Source organism: Sinobaca sp. SA16-1 (assembly GCF_059510515.1).
This window is the reverse complement of record NZ_JCAKFL010000003.1, coordinates 299294-314032: the sequence shown is the minus strand read 5'-3', so window position 1 is coordinate 314032 and position 14739 is coordinate 299294. Positions and strand designations below refer to the sequence as shown.

The window sequence follows — 14739 nt, the reverse complement described above, 5'->3', positions numbered from 1 at the left end:
ATCACCGTTTACACAGTGTTTAAGAAGCGGTATAGCTATCTGTACTCGTTGTGTTACGAAAAATTGGACTTGATTACGCTGAGTCCTTCTTCTCCCACAATGGTCTTTCCGTATTCTTTAATACGGAAAATAGAAACATCAGATTCCTGGCCGTATTCAAGTACGTGACTGACCATATCATCCTGGTGTTCTTCTGAATATTGATTATCGAACATAAGGTATAGATAATACCTATTTTCGAAGAAATATATTTCATTTTGGACACCCTTAGCATCAAAAGCGTGGCTTAGTGAAATAAGATCTTCAAGATCGGCGAAGGCAATAACAATCTCAAGCTCTTCGGAATCCTGACCGCTATTGGTATGACGGCTTTTCTGCGTGGATTTGAACTGATCATCCAGCATATCAACAATATTATCGTCTACCGGGATGTCATCAGATTTATTCTGTGAGACGGGAATTTCCAGTTTCACGTTGCCGTCTGTAATCTGGCCGCGCGTGACAACAATTTCCATTCCCTGGTCCAATGCCTGAACCTGAATCCAAAGTGGACCTTCAATTTCAAAATTTTCCTGGTCATGAGCTTCATTGATCATTTCAAAAAATAATTCTTCTCCGCGTTCACGGTTGTACCATACTTCATCCCGGTCAAATCCCCGGTCTTCAATATCTTTGTAGGTAATAAAAAACTTTACAGTGGATTCATTAATTCTTTCGATTTCCACGATTTTCTCCCTCCTTATATAAGGTGGTGCTCGTTTTGTCTTCTCTCTAGTTATATGAAAACTCAAGCATCCTTTTCTGCAGGTAACAATTCGATGCAGATACGGCTTGTATTATATGTGCTCATCCCAATGCAAGCACCCTTTTACTAAGGGGGGAGCGGAGCGTCACATGTATTTTTATATAGTAGTCCTATTAAGTGTATATTTTCAACGATTACGCTCTATAAGTCAAGAAAAAGGCATGATCTATTTATAAGTTTTTTCATTATTTTGAACAAACTTTCTCAGTATATATTTAAACTGATAATCAATAAAAGTAATTGAGAAATAATGGATAAAAAAGATAAAGAAAAACTTTCACATTAAAAGCGAAAGTTTTTCTACATTAGTTTACCATTTTTTGTGCTTCCATTAAATTAAACGTTCTAACTTTTCTTGGAAGGAATCGGCGGATTTCTGCTTCATTGTAGCCTACCTGCAGGCGCTTCTCGTCAAAAATAATCGGGCGTCTCAATAATCCCGGATGCTCGCTTATTAAAGCAAAGAGTTTCTGCAGTGGAAGGCTCTCCAGCTCTACATCAAGCTCTTGGAATACTTTAGAGCGTTTAGATACGATTTCATCTGTGCCGTCCTCTGTCAGGCGCACGATCTGTTTTACTTCATCGATGCTTAATGGAGAAGCAAAGATATTTCTTTCTTCAAAAGGGATATCATTTTCTTCAAGCCATGATTTTGCTTTTCTGCATGATGTGCAGCTTGGCGATGTGAGTAAGGTTACCATTCGAATGAACCTCTCCTTCCTTGCTTAACAAGGTTTTTTATATGATGGAGCCATTAATAAAATCATTCTGTTTACAAGTATAATTATACAATAATTATTCTAATTTGAAAAGGCTAAATGTGAATATATGTTCTCTATTATAGAAGGATGGTTTTGGACAATACTTTACAATACCTTTTTATTACATGTACAAAACCTATATATGGTTCTTTTTTTATATTTATTTTAAATAATAAAAAATAGAGACCACTATTTATGGCCTCTATTTTTATGCTGCGCCTTAAGCAGACAGCTTCGCAGAAGCCGATCCACTTTTTGGAGCTGGTGCTGTTTTCCAGTCTTTTAAATTTTTACGGAGAAGTTCTTTTAGCACTTCTCTCTTGCGCCTGCGCTTTTCTTTCGTTTTGCCTTTCATTTCTCCCACCTCCTCTAAGAGGTAATTGAATTTATACTTGATCATTCATAAGGATTAAATGGTTTAGGCTTTTTCTTTTTTTACAGGGCTGTCGTTTTTTGAAAAAGATAGAACTTCATCAACAGTCTGATAGGACTCTCCATATAACTGTTCATCCTTATACGTATGAATATGCTCATACGTGTGCTTCATTTTTTCGTATATTAATTCTTCGCTGTCATTTTCCGGAGACCAATAAAGGATTTCCAATGTATTCAATTCTTTTGTAGATAATGATCTTCTTGTGTAACCGATAGACTCCGCATGTTCAAAACCGGCCCTCTTATAAAAGTTCAGTCTTTTTTCCGTATCGGTGTCTTCGTAATCAAGAGGTTCCACTTCCAGAATAATAGGCTTTTGTTTTTCTTTTAACAAATCAAGCAGCTTTTTACCGAGGCCCTGCCCTCGTGAATTCTTTGATACAAATAGGTAATCGATAAACACAAAATCTTCTGTCTCTACGTACATAATAACATAATCTTTGCCCTCATCTTTATGATAAATATCACTTTTTTCTTTCAACAGCAGTTCCATATGTTCTTTTGACTTCATTTCTTCAATAGGAAAATATTGGCTTAATTTATCATACCAGTTCATACTTCTCCCCCTCTGGTTCCCTTTATGTTATTTCTATTATACGTGTTTATGCCTCAATATGTAACCGGTTAAAAATGATCCATGTACCAGCAGATTAATAAGAGTTCAAAAAAACCGCCTTATAAAAGGCGGTTTCGCTACTAATCGCTTATCGGTGTATAGTCTGCGTCTGCGGAATAATTGTTGCCGGCGTCCCAGAGCAGGTATTCATCAATTCCCTCTTCGTTAAGCGCTCGGATCTGTTCTTCCACTTCATGATCCCCATAGCTGATATAGTTCCCAGCTCCAAGGTAGCTTGCCGTGAAGTCCTGTATCCATGGACGTGTTACCGGAGGTTCTTCCAAACCTCCCAGCACTTCATTTTCCAATACAGCATACTCTTTTGTCAGCTCATACGGGTACAGATCCGGTTTATCAATATCAAATGAACCCGGTCCCCAGTGACTTGGATAAATCATAGAAGAAATAACGTCAACCTGTTCCGAAATACCTGTAAAGCTCTGGCCGATACCGGGCTCTGTTCCAACTACTGCTGAATTTCCAAAAATATCTACAGAAACGTCTACATCATATTTTTCCTGCAGCTCTTCCCTGGCATATCCTACAAAGCTGTTAACCGCATTAACGCGCTGTTCTGTATTCGTTCCTTCTGATCCAAAGTCTCCTCTGGAATACTCAAGACTTTCATCGCGTGTTTCAAATCCTTCCGGAAAACGTACATAGTCAAATTGTATTTCTTTAAATCCAAGTTTTGCTGCTTCTTCTGCTATTCTTATATTATAGTCCCACACTTCTTTTTCATAAGGATTAACAAATGCTTCACCGCGGGAGTTTTTCCAGACTTCTCCGTTTTCAGTAAATGATAGATCCGGCCTCTCTTCGGCAAGCTCCGTGTCTTTAAACACAACAATTCTTGCTATCGGGTACACTTCGTGCTCTTCAAGCTGCTGCATCATTGCTTCTGGATCTGCGATGGTATTTACCCCTATTTCCGGCAGATCCGAATCTTCCGGCGGCATAAACGTAAGGTTTCCAAAGTCATCTTTTATGTCAATAACCATAGAGTTCAAATCCGTCGTTTCCATTAAGTCGAATAAACCTGTTGATTTTTCTCCTACAATAGAGTTTGCCGTAACGTAAACACCCCGAACAGCATCCGGATATTCAAAATTATACCCGGAGTCATGAAAAAATCTGGAAGATCCTTCCCACTGCACCTCCATATTACCCAATTCTTTGTATACGTGTGCGGCTCCCTGTTCCTCGCCTTGAACCGGCTGTGCGGCCTGGAGTGCTGCGAGTCCTCCCACTACGAGGACTGCGCCTGCTTTCAATACTGTTCTTTTCATAAGTGCCCCCAGTTGTATGTATGTATCTTTCTAGGTAAAATTATACATATAATTTGTGTAATTACCAAGTATTAACTGTAATTATTTTCTTGTTTTCCTTTCTTTATGACTAGTTTTTGTCCAAAAATTACATAATAGGTAAAAGCTCAAATCTCGCTTAACTAATATGCATTTATTCTTGCTTTTCAATCCTTATTTATGGTATATTAATTAAAATATCTTCATTTAGGAAGAACTCCTAGGTGGGGACTATTTTTTATATCTGGCACTACCTGTAAAAAACATTTATTTTATATAAAAGGTATAGATGATGCCAGTAAAGATAAAAGGAGGAAAAAACATGAGAAAAGTGACGCTGATGCAGATTTATCAACACCCGATTACTCAGAAATACGTGAAGCGGTCCGGACTTGCTCATGCTATTTCTACTTCTTATCATGCATTTGAACTGGCAAAGCAATACCAGGTTGATCCGGACCTGGCTGTAAAAGCCGCTTTCCTGCATGATATGGGCCATTACGAATGGTATCGTGACGGAGAATGGGATTTTGATTCTTATAAAGCAAATGATATTCATGCCATCAAAGGGGCGGAAAGAGCACATAAGCTTTTGGTACGCCTCGGAGAAGATCCAAGAACAGCTAAAGAAATAGCATTAGCCGTACTTCTTCACACAGATTCGTATCTGCCCGAGCAGACCGTTTACCGTAACAGTCTGCAGGAAGTAGTAGCTCTCGCCGATGAAAGAGACGAGGAGCCTAACGGAAACCATCACTACCGCCAGATTACTGACGAACTGGCAGCTAAGAAAATAGGTGACCTGGACTTTCGTATTGAACAGTCCGCCACACCTCTTCAGAACACGCACTAAAACTCCAGGCATTCCGGAAAGCAGCTCAGCTTTTATCCGGAATTGTTCTACATAGACAGCATACAAAAAGCCCGCCTGTTCCGAGGCGGGCTTTTTTTGCATTAGCTTTTTTATTTCCATTCGCTGGATGTCATCACCCATTCGCGTATTTCGTATGTTCTTGCCCCTTCTTTTACAAACGGATCTTCTTTTACAAGATTCTCTGCCTCTTCATAGCTGTTTACTTTATACATCACAAGACCTCCGCTGCCATCGGCGAATTTCCCATAAGCCGGCACATGTCCGCTTTCATGAAGCTGTTCGAGAAACTCCAGATGCTGGGGGCGGTACTGTGCGCTTTTTTGTTCATCTTTCATAGGCAAAAATACGGCAAATATTGACATTCTGTCACTCTCCTTTTTATTGTGCTCTTTTATTATACCTTCTTGGCTGCTGAAAAAAAATAATGGATGTACTTTCATTTATTTTGGCTGGTGCGGTTTTTGTTTACTTTTCTCAATCCTAATGTAAACTAAAGAAGATCAAATTTGAATTTATACTACATTCCATCATTAGAAGGAGAGAACCCATGATTTACATTTTATTTCTCGTCGCTGCTCTGGTCACTATATTTGCAGCTGTTCAATTATCAACATATGCTGATGTCATCAGCGAAAAATCCAAATGGGGAGGAATGATGGTCGGCACTATTCTACTTGCAGGTGCCACTTCTCTTCCCGAGGTCACAGCCAGCGTTACCGCTGTATTAATCGACAGCCCGGATATAGCAGTCGGTAACGTACTCGGAAGTAATTTATTTAATATTTTAATCATCGGTTTTTTTGACCTTGTTTATCGTAAAGACAAAATTTTTGCCAGCATGGCCAAATCCAATATATACACCGCTCTGCTTGGAGTATTTTTAACTGCCCTGGTTTTCTTTGCATTAATTATCCGGACAGATATATCCATACTGGGCATCGGGATTGATTCCATTATTATATTGCTGACGTATGTTATTGGAATGATCATCATTAATAAATTTACCGGCTCCAATGAAGTAGCTGCTCCTTCTTTAGAAGCAAAAGCTCCGCTTCCTAAAAAAAGCGTTACATTGAAAAAAGCCCAGACGGGATTTCTCATTGCTGCGGTTATTACGTTAATTGCAGGCTCTGCTCTCACCTTCAGCGGTGACGGCATTGCTACAAGAACCGGCATCGGTGCCAGTTTCGTCGGAAGCTTCTTAATAGCCGCGTCTACTTCCCTGCCGGAAGGTGTCTCTGTTTTCATCGCTCTTAAACTCCGTAATTACAACCTGGCACTAGGATCCATTTTAGGGAGTAACTTATTTAATATGATTTTGTTAACGGTAAGTGATATTTTCTATTTTCAAGGACCGGTTATTGCCGCGTCCAGCCGGACAAACCTAATTACTTCTACGGCCATTGCACTTTTATCCTGCATTCTTGTATACTCGATTATGCGGGCCAGAAAAAAAGTCATTCGTTACTATGCACTTCCATCCATCGCTATCGTCGTTATTTATTTTGTATCCTCTTATCTTATTTTTATAGCCAATTAATACAGACAACGTGAAGAGCAGAGGCTGGAAAGCCGCTGCTCTTCTGTGTTTAAAAAGGAGAATCGATCATGTTTAAAATGCAGCTGCTTCTCATGATTTCAGCCGGACTAATTGTAATATGTATCCTTTTATCCTACAGCGGTGTTTCTACTCTAGCAGATGATATTCTTCCATTTTTACTTGCTGCCGCTTTTCTTTTATGGTGTTTTTATACAGCTAAAAAGCATTCCAGTAAAAAAAATAGAAGAAACGACTGATTTCGTTTACTCCGCCAAGTAGTTTCGATATGATATGAAAGGAAGCAGTTAAGCACGCAGAAGGGATGAATCAATCATGGCAACCGTTTTTTCAGGCATTCAGCCGAGCGGAACGTTAACACTCGGCAATTATCTAGGCGCACTGCGTCATTTTCCGCCGCTGCAGGAGGAAAATGACTGTTATTTCTGCATCGTTGATCAGCATGCTATCACGGTACCTCAAAAGAAAAAAGAACTTCGTCATAATATTAAAAGTCTCGCTGCTCTTTATCTGGCCTCCGGCATTGATCCGGAAAAGTCTGTTCTTTTCATTCAGTCCGAGGTACCCGCCCACTCCCAGCTTGCCTGGATGATGCAGGCCATATCTTACATTGGGGAACTCGAGCGTATGACACAATTTAAAGATAAATCTACCGGAAAAGATGGCGTTTCTTCGGCTTTATTGACCTATCCGCCTTTAATGGCTGCTGATATTTTATTATATGGAACAGATATTGTTCCCGTTGGTGAAGATCAAAAGCAGCACCTCGAACTGACGAGGAATTTAGCGGAACGCTTTAATAACAAGTACAACAATATTTTTACTATACCCGAAGTACAAATTGAAAAAAACGGAGCCCGCATTATGTCTCTTCAGCAGCCGGATAATAAGATGAGCAAATCCGATTCCAATCAGAAAAGCTTCATCTCTATGCTCGATGAGCCTGCTGCGATTCGAAAAAAATGCAAAAGCGCCGTAACCGACTCGGAAAATGAAGTATATTACGATCAGGTAAATAAACCCGGCGTATCAAATTTACTAACTATTTTCTCTGAGTGCTCAGGCCGCACGGTCAATGATATTGTCTCCGAATACAGACACGCAGGCTATGGAGCATTTAAAGAAGCTGTCGGAGAAGCCGTTGTTTCCGTTCTTGAGCCTATCCAGGGACGTTATCATGATTTAATGACTTCATTGGAACTGGATAGCATTTTAGATAACGGGGCTGAACGGGCAAATGTCCGTGCCATCAAAATGCTGACCAAAGCGGAACGGGCTATGGGCCTCGGCCGCAAATAAAAAGGACAAGCCTGGGACTTCCAGGTTTGTCCTTTTTAATATCCGTTTCGTTTCTTCCATACTTTGCCCACAAATAAAAAGGCGGCAAACGTTCCAAAAAAATAGATGGCTGTAAAAATCTGCATGACTAAATAAGCAAAACCCTCCATTATTAAGCCCCTTTCCTATATGTACCTAATCTCAGTATAATCGAGCATCTTATAGTTGTAAACGCATTCTTTGTGATTAGTTTTCATTTGCCGCTATTCATCCTATACTATATGTATGTCATATCATATAGGTGAGGTCATGGAAACCAGCCGGGAACGAAAACAGGAATATTATTACCGGAAATTATCCGAATACGACAATCTGGTCACAGAAATTAATCAGCTTTCCCGAGAGCTCGGCAATGAAACGCTGCTGACTCATCTGCGCTTATACAAGGAGCAGAAAGACCAGATAGAAGACATTATGTCATACTTCGATAAGGTCGGCATGCAGCCGGAGAAAAACTCAGCAGAGTCCATTCTCTCCCTGGGCCTGCTTGAGCTTCATAAATCATTAATGGATATTAAAGGCACAAGAAGGTAGGAGTGGATCTGATGGAAGTAATTTTAACCCATAATAAAAGCGACTTTGATGCTCTTGCTTCTTCAGTGGCCGCCAAAAAACTTCACCCGGATGCTCTCGTTATTCTTCATGATGATATTCAGGAAAATGTTCGTCATTACCTGGCTATATACCGGGATCATTTTTCTTTTATTAAACGATCCGATGTCGACTGGCGCAACGTTACCACTTGTATTTTAACGGACACACAGGGTGCCGAGGAAACAGCAATGCTCTCAGAGCAGGCGTCTGTTATCATTTATGATCATCATCCTCCTCCGAAAAAGAAACAGAAAAATCATGAATATGTTATGGAGGCGACGGGATCAGCGACTTCTATTCTCGTTAACCGTATCAAAGAAAAGCAGCTTGACATTACAAGTGAAGAAGCTACTTTGTTCGGCCTTGGCATTTATGCGGACACCGGCTCCTTTATGTTTTCCCATACGTCCAAAAAAGACTTGCAGGCTGCGCTTTATTTAATGGATTACGGCATGAACCTGGAGATTATCCGCCAATTTAATGAAGAAACATTAAATAAAAAACAACAGAAGCTCTTTCACCAGCTGCTGTCCCAACAGGAAACAATGGAACACAACGGCGTTCGTATTACGATCTGCCGGATTTCTGTGCGCCAGCTGGAAGGACAGCTTAATACCGTTACGGAAAAACTTCTGGAAATGATCAATACGGATGCCGTAATTACGCTTGTGCATACAAAAAACAAATCGTTTATCGTCGGACGTTCCCGCACCCGGCGTTTTTCCATTCTTTCGCTCGTCAAACCATTCGGCGGCAGCGGCCACCTCGGTGCCGCCGGGCTTTCCCTGCACGGAGAACCTGAAGCCATATATGAACAGCTGTGCAGCGTTATACCAGAATGTATGGAACCCAGTGCTTCTGCCCGTTCGATCATGACACGGCCTGTTAAAACCGTTACGCCGGATACGAGTGTGGAGGACGCCTACAACTTAATGCTTCGATTCGGCCATAACGGGTTCCCCGTCGTTAATGATAAAGAGGAGCTGGAAGGCATCATTTCCAGAAGGGATCTCGATAAAGCAATGCAGCACAAGCTCGCCCATGCTCCCGTTAAAGGATACATGAGCTCCAACCCTTACTACGCTGCAGAAACGGACTCCATTGAATACATCCAGAAACTGATGATTCAGCATAACATAGGCCGGGTACCGGTATTTGGCGATGCCGGCAAAATTACGGGCATTATTTCAAGAACCGACATGATAGATTGGATGCAGCAGGATACTGCCTACGCTGTACAAAAAAAGAAAAATATTGCAACATACATTAAACAGTACTTACAGCCGGCAATTGCTTCCCTTTTGGAGGAAATCGGTTCAAAAGCAGAAAAGGAAGGTCTTCGTGCTTATATAACCGGCGGAATGATCCGTGACTTAATTATGGAGCGTCCGAGTGAAGATATGGATATTATTATTGAAGGAGACGCCCCATCGTTTGCCGCCGCATATGCTGAAGCAAAAAATGGAATCGTCCATGTACACGAATCTTTCGGTACAGCAACAGTTACTCTTCCCGAGCAGATTAAAGTTGATTTTTCGAGCGCCAGAACCGAGTATTACGAACGACCGGCCTCTCTTCCCACTGTCCGCCATTCTAATATTAAAGAAGATTTATACCGCAGGGATTTTACTATTAATGCAATGGCGGCCTCTATCTGTCCCGAAACATTCGGAGACCTTCTTGATTTCTTTAATGGCTGGGAGGACATCAAAGAAAAAACCCTGCGGGTGCTTCATAATCTCAGCTATGTTGAAGACCCTACCCGTATTCTCCGCGGCCTCCGCTTTGAATACCGGCTTTCTTTTCAAATGGATGCCCGCGCTGAACGTCTTGCGAAAGAAGCAGGAAGCTCTATTAAAACACTTTCCAACAGCAGAACGATTAATGAAATGAAGCTTCTTTTTAAAGAAACAGATCCTTACTTCAGCCTGGAGAGGCTTTTTGCGTTAGATGTTCTGGACGACTTTCTTCCCTATGCGTATTGGGGAACCGCCGCAGAAGAAATGCTTGAACATTGGGCAGTGCCATATTATCAGGAATCCTGGTTTCACTACCTGCTCTGCCTCTATATGGAGAAACCGGACCTGCTCGCGAAAGCTCGTTTTTTGGCTGTATCCAAAGAACAGAAACGGTTTTTAGAGTCTTTTATTTATCTATCAGGGCTGCCAAGATCTTTTTATATGCAGCGGCCCGGCACGATTCATGATGCGTTGTATTCCTATCGAAGCGAAGACCTTAAGGCAGTCATTGCTTATTTCAAATATGCCCTTGCTGACCGCTTCCTCAGTGATGCCCTGCTTGCATATCTCACAAATCGGCAGCAGCGTCTCCCGCTGCTGCGCGGGTCTGATTTGATCGAAGCCGGCCTGAAGCCTTCACGGGATTTCCGCTATTATTTATTTGAAGTGGAAAAAGCTGCTCTCAATGGAGAAATGAATACAAAAGAAGATGCCCTTCAATTTGTTACCGACCGGCTTCATATATAAAAAAAGAAACAGGGCGGGATTCCCGTGGAAATCAAGCCCTGTACAAGTTTTTTTATTAAAATACATATATTCCGTCTTTTTTAACAACATGAAAAGAAGGAAAGTCTCATGTGGCTTTCCTTCTCTTCTGCGTTATTTTGTAAACTTCTTAAACACGATAGTGGCATTGTGGCCGCCAAAACCGAGCGAATTGCTGAGTACCGCATTTATTTCTGTTTCCTGAGCCTGGTTTGGAACATAGTTAAGATCGCAATCCGGATCAGGTTCTTCATAATTAATAGTTGGCGGGGCAGTATTTGTCTGCATCGCTTTTAAGGCGAAAATTGCTTCAATTCCTCCTGCCGCTCCAAGCAGATGCCCCGTCATTGATTTGGTAGAGCTTACGAGCAGATCATAGGCATGATCGCTGAATACGGTTTTAAGAGCCTGTGTTTCAAACTTATCATTATAAGCAGTGCTCGTTCCGTGAGCGTTCACGTAGGTAATATCTTTCGGCGTAAGGCCGGCATCTTCAATTGCCTGCGTCATTGCCCGGACCGCGCCTTCTCCTTCTGGAGCAGGAGCGGTTAGATGATACGCATCTCCTGTACCTGCGTAGCCGACAATTTCTCCGTAAATAGGCGCATTGCGCTTTTGCGCCGACTCGAGGGATTCCAGTATTAAAACTCCTGCACCTTCACCCATTACAAAACCATTCCGGTTTTTGTCGAATGGACGGGATGCACGGGCCGGATCTTCATTAGTGGAAATTGCTTTTGCAGAGCAGAATCCAGCTACTGCCATGTTCGTAATAGGCGCTTCCGCTCCGCCTGTAATCATTGCGTCCGCGTCTCCGCGCTGGATTACTTTAAACGCATCACCGATGGAGTTTGTTCCAGAGGCACAGGCCGTCACCGTACAGGAATTCAGCCCTTTGGCACCGGTAAAAATAGAAACCTGTCCGGCTGCCATATCCGGAATCATCATCGGCACAAAGAAAGGACTGACCCGCTTATAGCCTTTTTTCTGGAAGTTTAGAAACTGCTGCTCATACGTTTCCATACCGCCGATGCCTGAACCAATCCAGACGCCGATACGAGGAGCATTTTCTTCTGTAATTTCATAATTCGCATCTTCCAGAGCCATTTTTGCAGAAGCTACTGCAAACTGAGTGAAACGGTCCATTTTTCGGCTTTCTTTTTTTTCAACGTACGCTTCCATATCAAAATTCTGCACTTCTGCAGCTGTTTTCATTGGAAATTCGTCTTTATTTACACGTGTCAGCTCTCCAATACCGGAAACTCCATTAACAACGTTATTCCACGCTGTCTCTACATCATTTCCTAATGGATTGACCGTTCCTAAACCCGTTACTACTACCCGGTGTTCGCCGCTCATGTTCATCTCCCCTTTACACTTTTATCGTCCAATTATTTTCCCCATCGTATAGCAGCCGCGCCCCAGACCAGTCCTGATCCAAAACCGACGAGGACCACTAAATCACCGTCTTTAATTTTTCCATTCTTCAATTCTTCGACCATCGCTATCGGTATAGAAGAGGACGATGTATTGCCGTATTTGTTTACCGTTACCGCCATCTTTTCTTTCGGCAGGTCCAGCCGCTCCCTGGCAGCTTCCATGATCCGGATGTTGGCCTGATGAGGAACGAGAAAATCAACATCATCTTTTGTGAGGCCTGCTTTTTTCAGAACGCTCAGAGAAGATTCTCCCATTTGGCGTACCGCGAATTTAAATACTTCCCGGCCGTTCATAATCATCTGGGGATCCTGGCGGATATGCATCGCCCCGGCTCCATCTGCTCCAAGTTCAATAGCCAGTACTCCTTTATCATCAGATACAGGTCCCATCACTACAGCTCCTGCACCGTCTCCAAAAAGTACAGCCGTATTGCGATCTGTCATATCCGTAATTTTAGTCAGCTTTTCTACTCCGACTACGAGAATATGTTTGTAGGTTTCTGTCTTAATATACTGCTCGGCTACAGACATTCCGTAAATAAACCCGGCACAGGCAGCACTAATATCCATTGCTGCTGCGTTTACCGCTCCCAGTCTTGTCTGGATCAACGCTGAAACAGAAGGAAATGGATAGTCCGGTGTCACGGTAGCTACAAGAATCAGGTCAATATCTTCTCCGGTCAGGCCGGCATCATCCATTGCTTCTTTCGCTGAATGATAAGCCATATCGGACGTGTCTACATCATCTGGAGCAAAAATTCTGCTTTCAATGCCTGTTCGCGTTCGAATCCACTCATCACTTGTATCCAGCGTTTTTTCGAAGTCAAAATTTGTTACTTCCCGGCCTTCCGTATAGCTTCCAATTCCTAAAATTCCTGCATTTCTCATATATTATCTCTCCTCGGCAGGCATTCGTCGGAATTCCTGCAGGTTATACTTAATTATAGTACCTGGTTCTAATTTTAATCCATTTTTTATGTTCTGTCTATTTATTAAGGAAGGTTCCGCTTATTTATTTTCTTTGGCGTCCTCGTAGCCCATTTCATATGCTTCGCTCATTACCTGCATAAGCATTTCGAGAGCCGGCTGTAAATCGTGCATATCCAGTTCAATCCCTTTATTATTCAGAAAAGACTGCCCCTCCTGTACATGTCTCATTGCTACTTCCATAAAACGCATATTCAATTCCTGATCCATACTATTCCTCCTAATGTAATTACGCTGCGTATTTTCTGTAAAGAAATTCTGTACTAAGCCCCAGGGCAATGGCCAATATAACGGAAAGGCCTTCATTTATTCCTAATACTACGTCAAAAAGGATAAAGGCGCCAAAAGTAACCGCACAGAAAAGGACTGCTCCTGTAATAATCTTTCGTACAACCATTGTTTCACCTGCTTCTGTATCGGACTCTTCATCCTGTACTCTTCCATTTTAGCGAATCCCGTTCGGAAAGCAAAGCACCATTTTCAATCACTGCTCTTCTTAACTGCTGCAGAACGAAATAAAAAGAGCCCAATTTGAAAAAAATGGGCTCTTTTTTATACGAATCAGCCGATGACTGCTTCCAATACTGCTTTTTGTGCATGAAGACGATTTTCGGCTTCATCATAAATAACAGAATGAGGGCCATCGATGATTTCTGCTGATACCTCTTCTCCACGGTGGGCCGGAAGGCAGTGTAAAAAGATATAGTCGTTGGCAGCATGACTCATCAATTCTTCATTTATTTGAAATCCTTTAAAATCATTTAACCGCTTATCCTGCTCCGCTTCGCTTCCCATACTCGTCCACACGTCCGTGTACACTACATCTGCTTTAAAAGCAGCCTCTGCCGGATCGTTCGTGCAGGTTACTATCGTGCCCATTTCCAGAGCAAGCTCCTCGATCTTCCGCCACACTTCTGCATCCGGCTCATAGCCTTCAGGTACCGCTAAAGATGCATCCATACCGAGTTTCGTGCAGGCAATGATCCAAGAATGGGCTACGTTATTTCCATCCCCTATGAAACACGCTTTTAGTCCATCCCATGTGCCTTTGTGCTCTTTCACCGTCAGCAGGTCTGCCAGGGCCTGACATGGGTGATACAGATCAGTGAGTGCATTAATAATAGGAATGTCCGCATATTCTGCAAGCTCTTCCACTTTTTCGTGGGAATTGGTGCGGATCATAATAGCATCCACGTAACGTGACAACACCTTTGCCGTGTCACGCAGCGATTCACCGCGGCCAATCTGCAGATCTCTCGGGCTCAGGAATAATGCATGTCCGCCAAGCTGAGTCATTCCTACTTCAAAGGAAACCCGTGTCCGTGTTGATGCATTTTCAAAAATCATACCAAGGGACCTTCCTGCCAGTGTAGTCGACAGCTTTCCTTCTTTTTGTTCTGTTTTCAATGTCTCTGCTCTTGCCAGCAGATATTTTATTTCATCCGGTGAATAATCAAAAAGCGTAAGAAGATCTTTATTTTTTAATGTGGCAGCTATTGAAGCTGCAGCCTCTGCATTCAT

Annotated in this window: 17 protein-coding genes; 6 read left to right on the top strand and 11 right to left on the bottom strand. The window is 42.2% G+C overall.

The window, feature by feature from the left end; translation table 11 throughout:
* Window positions 1-53: 53 nt before the first annotated feature.
* From mecA to AC5W2J_RS09530, 5 genes are all read right to left on the bottom strand, one after another.
* Window positions 54-725 carry an adaptor protein MecA gene (mecA, locus tag AC5W2J_RS09550; protein WP_496059238.1) on the bottom strand — a complete coding sequence of 224 codons (672 nt, stop codon included), beginning with the start codon at window positions 723-725 and terminating at the stop codon, window positions 54-56.
* Between the two features lie 385 nt (window positions 726-1110).
* Window positions 1111-1506 (bottom strand): transcriptional regulator SpxA, encoded by a 396-nt coding sequence (spxA, locus tag AC5W2J_RS09545; protein WP_120192454.1) that lies wholly within the window; start codon window positions 1504-1506, stop codon window positions 1111-1113.
* A gap of 280 nt (window positions 1507-1786) precedes the next feature.
* Window positions 1787-1921 (bottom strand): hypothetical protein, encoded by a 135-nt coding sequence (locus AC5W2J_RS09540; protein WP_496059237.1) that lies wholly within the window; start codon window positions 1919-1921, stop codon window positions 1787-1789.
* A 63-nt stretch (window positions 1922-1984) separates the two neighbouring features.
* Window positions 1985-2557 carry a GNAT family N-acetyltransferase gene (locus AC5W2J_RS09535; RefSeq protein ID WP_496059236.1) on the bottom strand — a complete coding sequence of 191 codons (573 nt, stop codon included), beginning with the start codon at window positions 2555-2557 and terminating at the stop codon, window positions 1985-1987.
* Between the two features lie 140 nt (window positions 2558-2697).
* Window positions 2698-3906: a putative glycoside hydrolase gene (locus tag AC5W2J_RS09530; protein WP_496059235.1), complete on the bottom strand. Its 1209-nt coding sequence runs from the start codon at window positions 3904-3906 to the stop codon at window positions 2698-2700.
* A gap of 340 nt (window positions 3907-4246) precedes the next feature.
* On the opposite strand from AC5W2J_RS09530, the gene AC5W2J_RS09525 reads away from it, so the two are divergent.
* Window positions 4247-4777, top strand: coding sequence for an HD domain-containing protein (locus AC5W2J_RS09525; RefSeq protein WP_496059234.1), 531 nt, complete (start codon window positions 4247-4249; stop codon window positions 4775-4777).
* 110 nt (window positions 4778-4887) lie between these two features.
* Here the strand turns inward: AC5W2J_RS09525 and AC5W2J_RS09520 are convergent, their stop codons facing one another.
* Window positions 4888-5160: a YciI family protein gene (locus AC5W2J_RS09520; RefSeq protein WP_496059233.1), complete on the bottom strand. Its 273-nt coding sequence runs from the start codon at window positions 5158-5160 to the stop codon at window positions 4888-4890.
* 185 nt (window positions 5161-5345) lie between these two features.
* Here AC5W2J_RS09520 and AC5W2J_RS09515 point away from each other — a divergent pair, with 185 nt between their 5' ends.
* The 5 genes from AC5W2J_RS09515 to AC5W2J_RS09495 all read left to right on the top strand — a co-directional run bounded on the left by AC5W2J_RS09515 (window position 5346) and on the right by AC5W2J_RS09495 (window position 10774).
* Window positions 5346-6338 carry a sodium:calcium antiporter gene (locus AC5W2J_RS09515; RefSeq protein ID WP_496059232.1) on the top strand — a complete coding sequence of 331 codons (993 nt, stop codon included), beginning with the start codon at window positions 5346-5348 and terminating at the stop codon, window positions 6336-6338.
* Window positions 6339-6406: 68 nt separating this feature from the next.
* Window positions 6407-6595 carry a hypothetical protein gene (locus AC5W2J_RS09510; RefSeq protein WP_496059231.1) on the top strand — a complete coding sequence of 63 codons (189 nt, stop codon included), beginning with the start codon at window positions 6407-6409 and terminating at the stop codon, window positions 6593-6595.
* A 76-nt stretch (window positions 6596-6671) separates the two neighbouring features.
* Window positions 6672-7655, top strand: coding sequence for a tryptophan--tRNA ligase (gene trpS / locus AC5W2J_RS09505; protein ID WP_496059230.1), 984 nt, complete (start codon window positions 6672-6674; stop codon window positions 7653-7655).
* A 288-nt stretch (window positions 7656-7943) separates the two neighbouring features.
* Window positions 7944-8228 (top strand): hypothetical protein, encoded by a 285-nt coding sequence (locus AC5W2J_RS09500; RefSeq protein ID WP_496059229.1) that lies wholly within the window; start codon window positions 7944-7946, stop codon window positions 8226-8228.
* Window positions 8229-8239: 11 nt separating this feature from the next.
* Complete coding sequence (locus tag AC5W2J_RS09495) at window positions 8240-10774, top strand: CBS domain-containing protein (protein ID WP_496059228.1); 2535 nt, start codon at window positions 8240-8242, stop codon at window positions 10772-10774.
* A gap of 132 nt (window positions 10775-10906) precedes the next feature.
* Here AC5W2J_RS09495 and fabF read toward each other — a convergent pair whose 3' ends face one another.
* The 5 genes from fabF to argF form a co-directional block, all read right to left on the bottom strand.
* Entirely contained in the window at window positions 10907-12151 is a 1245-nt protein-coding gene (gene fabF / locus AC5W2J_RS09490) for a beta-ketoacyl-ACP synthase II (protein WP_496059227.1), read from the bottom strand.
* 32 nt (window positions 12152-12183) lie between these two features.
* The gene (locus AC5W2J_RS09485) at window positions 12184-13119 is read right to left on the bottom strand and encodes a beta-ketoacyl-ACP synthase III (protein WP_496059226.1); all 936 of its coding nucleotides are present in this window, start codon (window positions 13117-13119) and stop codon (window positions 12184-12186) included.
* A gap of 120 nt (window positions 13120-13239) precedes the next feature.
* On the bottom strand, window positions 13240-13428 hold the full coding sequence (locus AC5W2J_RS09480; RefSeq protein WP_120192467.1) for a ComZ family protein: 189 nt from the start codon (window positions 13426-13428) through the stop codon (window positions 13240-13242).
* A gap of 19 nt (window positions 13429-13447) precedes the next feature.
* Complete coding sequence (locus AC5W2J_RS09475) at window positions 13448-13615, bottom strand: hypothetical protein (RefSeq protein ID WP_496059225.1); 168 nt, start codon at window positions 13613-13615, stop codon at window positions 13448-13450.
* Window positions 13616-13779: 164 nt separating this feature from the next.
* A complete protein-coding gene (gene argF / locus AC5W2J_RS09470; protein WP_496059224.1) occupies window positions 13780-14739 on the bottom strand; it encodes an ornithine carbamoyltransferase in 960 nt (319 codons plus the stop codon).

Bases quoted from the DNA above. Each gene is read 5' to 3' on its own strand.
- argF (WP_496059224.1), bottom strand. From the start codon at position 14,739: ATGAATGCAGAGGCTGCAGCTTCAATAGCTGCCACATTAAAAAATAAA.
- fabF (WP_496059227.1), bottom strand. From the start codon at position 12,151: ATGAGCGGCGAACACCGGGTAGTAGTAACGGGTTTAGGAACGGTCAAT.
- AC5W2J_RS09485 (WP_496059226.1), bottom strand. From the start codon at position 13,119: ATGAGAAATGCAGGAATTTTAGGAATTGGAAGCTATACGGAAGGCCGG.
- AC5W2J_RS09525 (WP_496059234.1), top strand. From the start codon at position 4,247: ATGAGAAAAGTGACGCTGATGCAGATTTATCAACACCCGATTACTCAG.
- AC5W2J_RS09530 (WP_496059235.1), bottom strand. From the start codon at position 3,906: ATGAAAAGAACAGTATTGAAAGCAGGCGCAGTCCTCGTAGTGGGAGGA.
- AC5W2J_RS09495 (WP_496059228.1), top strand. From the start codon at position 8,240: ATGGAAGTAATTTTAACCCATAATAAAAGCGACTTTGATGCTCTTGCT.
- spxA (WP_120192454.1), bottom strand. From the start codon at position 1,506: ATGGTAACCTTACTCACATCGCCAAGCTGCACATCATGCAGAAAAGCA.
- AC5W2J_RS09475 (WP_496059225.1), bottom strand. From the start codon at position 13,615: ATGGTTGTACGAAAGATTATTACAGGAGCAGTCCTTTTCTGTGCGGTT.
- AC5W2J_RS09510 (WP_496059231.1), top strand. From the start codon at position 6,407: ATGTTTAAAATGCAGCTGCTTCTCATGATTTCAGCCGGACTAATTGTA.
- AC5W2J_RS09500 (WP_496059229.1), top strand. From the start codon at position 7,944: ATGGAAACCAGCCGGGAACGAAAACAGGAATATTATTACCGGAAATTA.
- AC5W2J_RS09480 (WP_120192467.1), bottom strand. From the start codon at position 13,428: ATGGATCAGGAATTGAATATGCGTTTTATGGAAGTAGCAATGAGACAT.
- trpS (WP_496059230.1), top strand. From the start codon at position 6,672: ATGGCAACCGTTTTTTCAGGCATTCAGCCGAGCGGAACGTTAACACTC.
- AC5W2J_RS09540 (WP_496059237.1), bottom strand. From the start codon at position 1,921: ATGAAAGGCAAAACGAAAGAAAAGCGCAGGCGCAAGAGAGAAGTGCTA.
- AC5W2J_RS09515 (WP_496059232.1), top strand. From the start codon at position 5,346: ATGATTTACATTTTATTTCTCGTCGCTGCTCTGGTCACTATATTTGCA.
- AC5W2J_RS09535 (WP_496059236.1), bottom strand. From the start codon at position 2,557: ATGAACTGGTATGATAAATTAAGCCAATATTTTCCTATTGAAGAAATG.
- AC5W2J_RS09520 (WP_496059233.1), bottom strand. From the start codon at position 5,160: ATGTCAATATTTGCCGTATTTTTGCCTATGAAAGATGAACAAAAAAGC.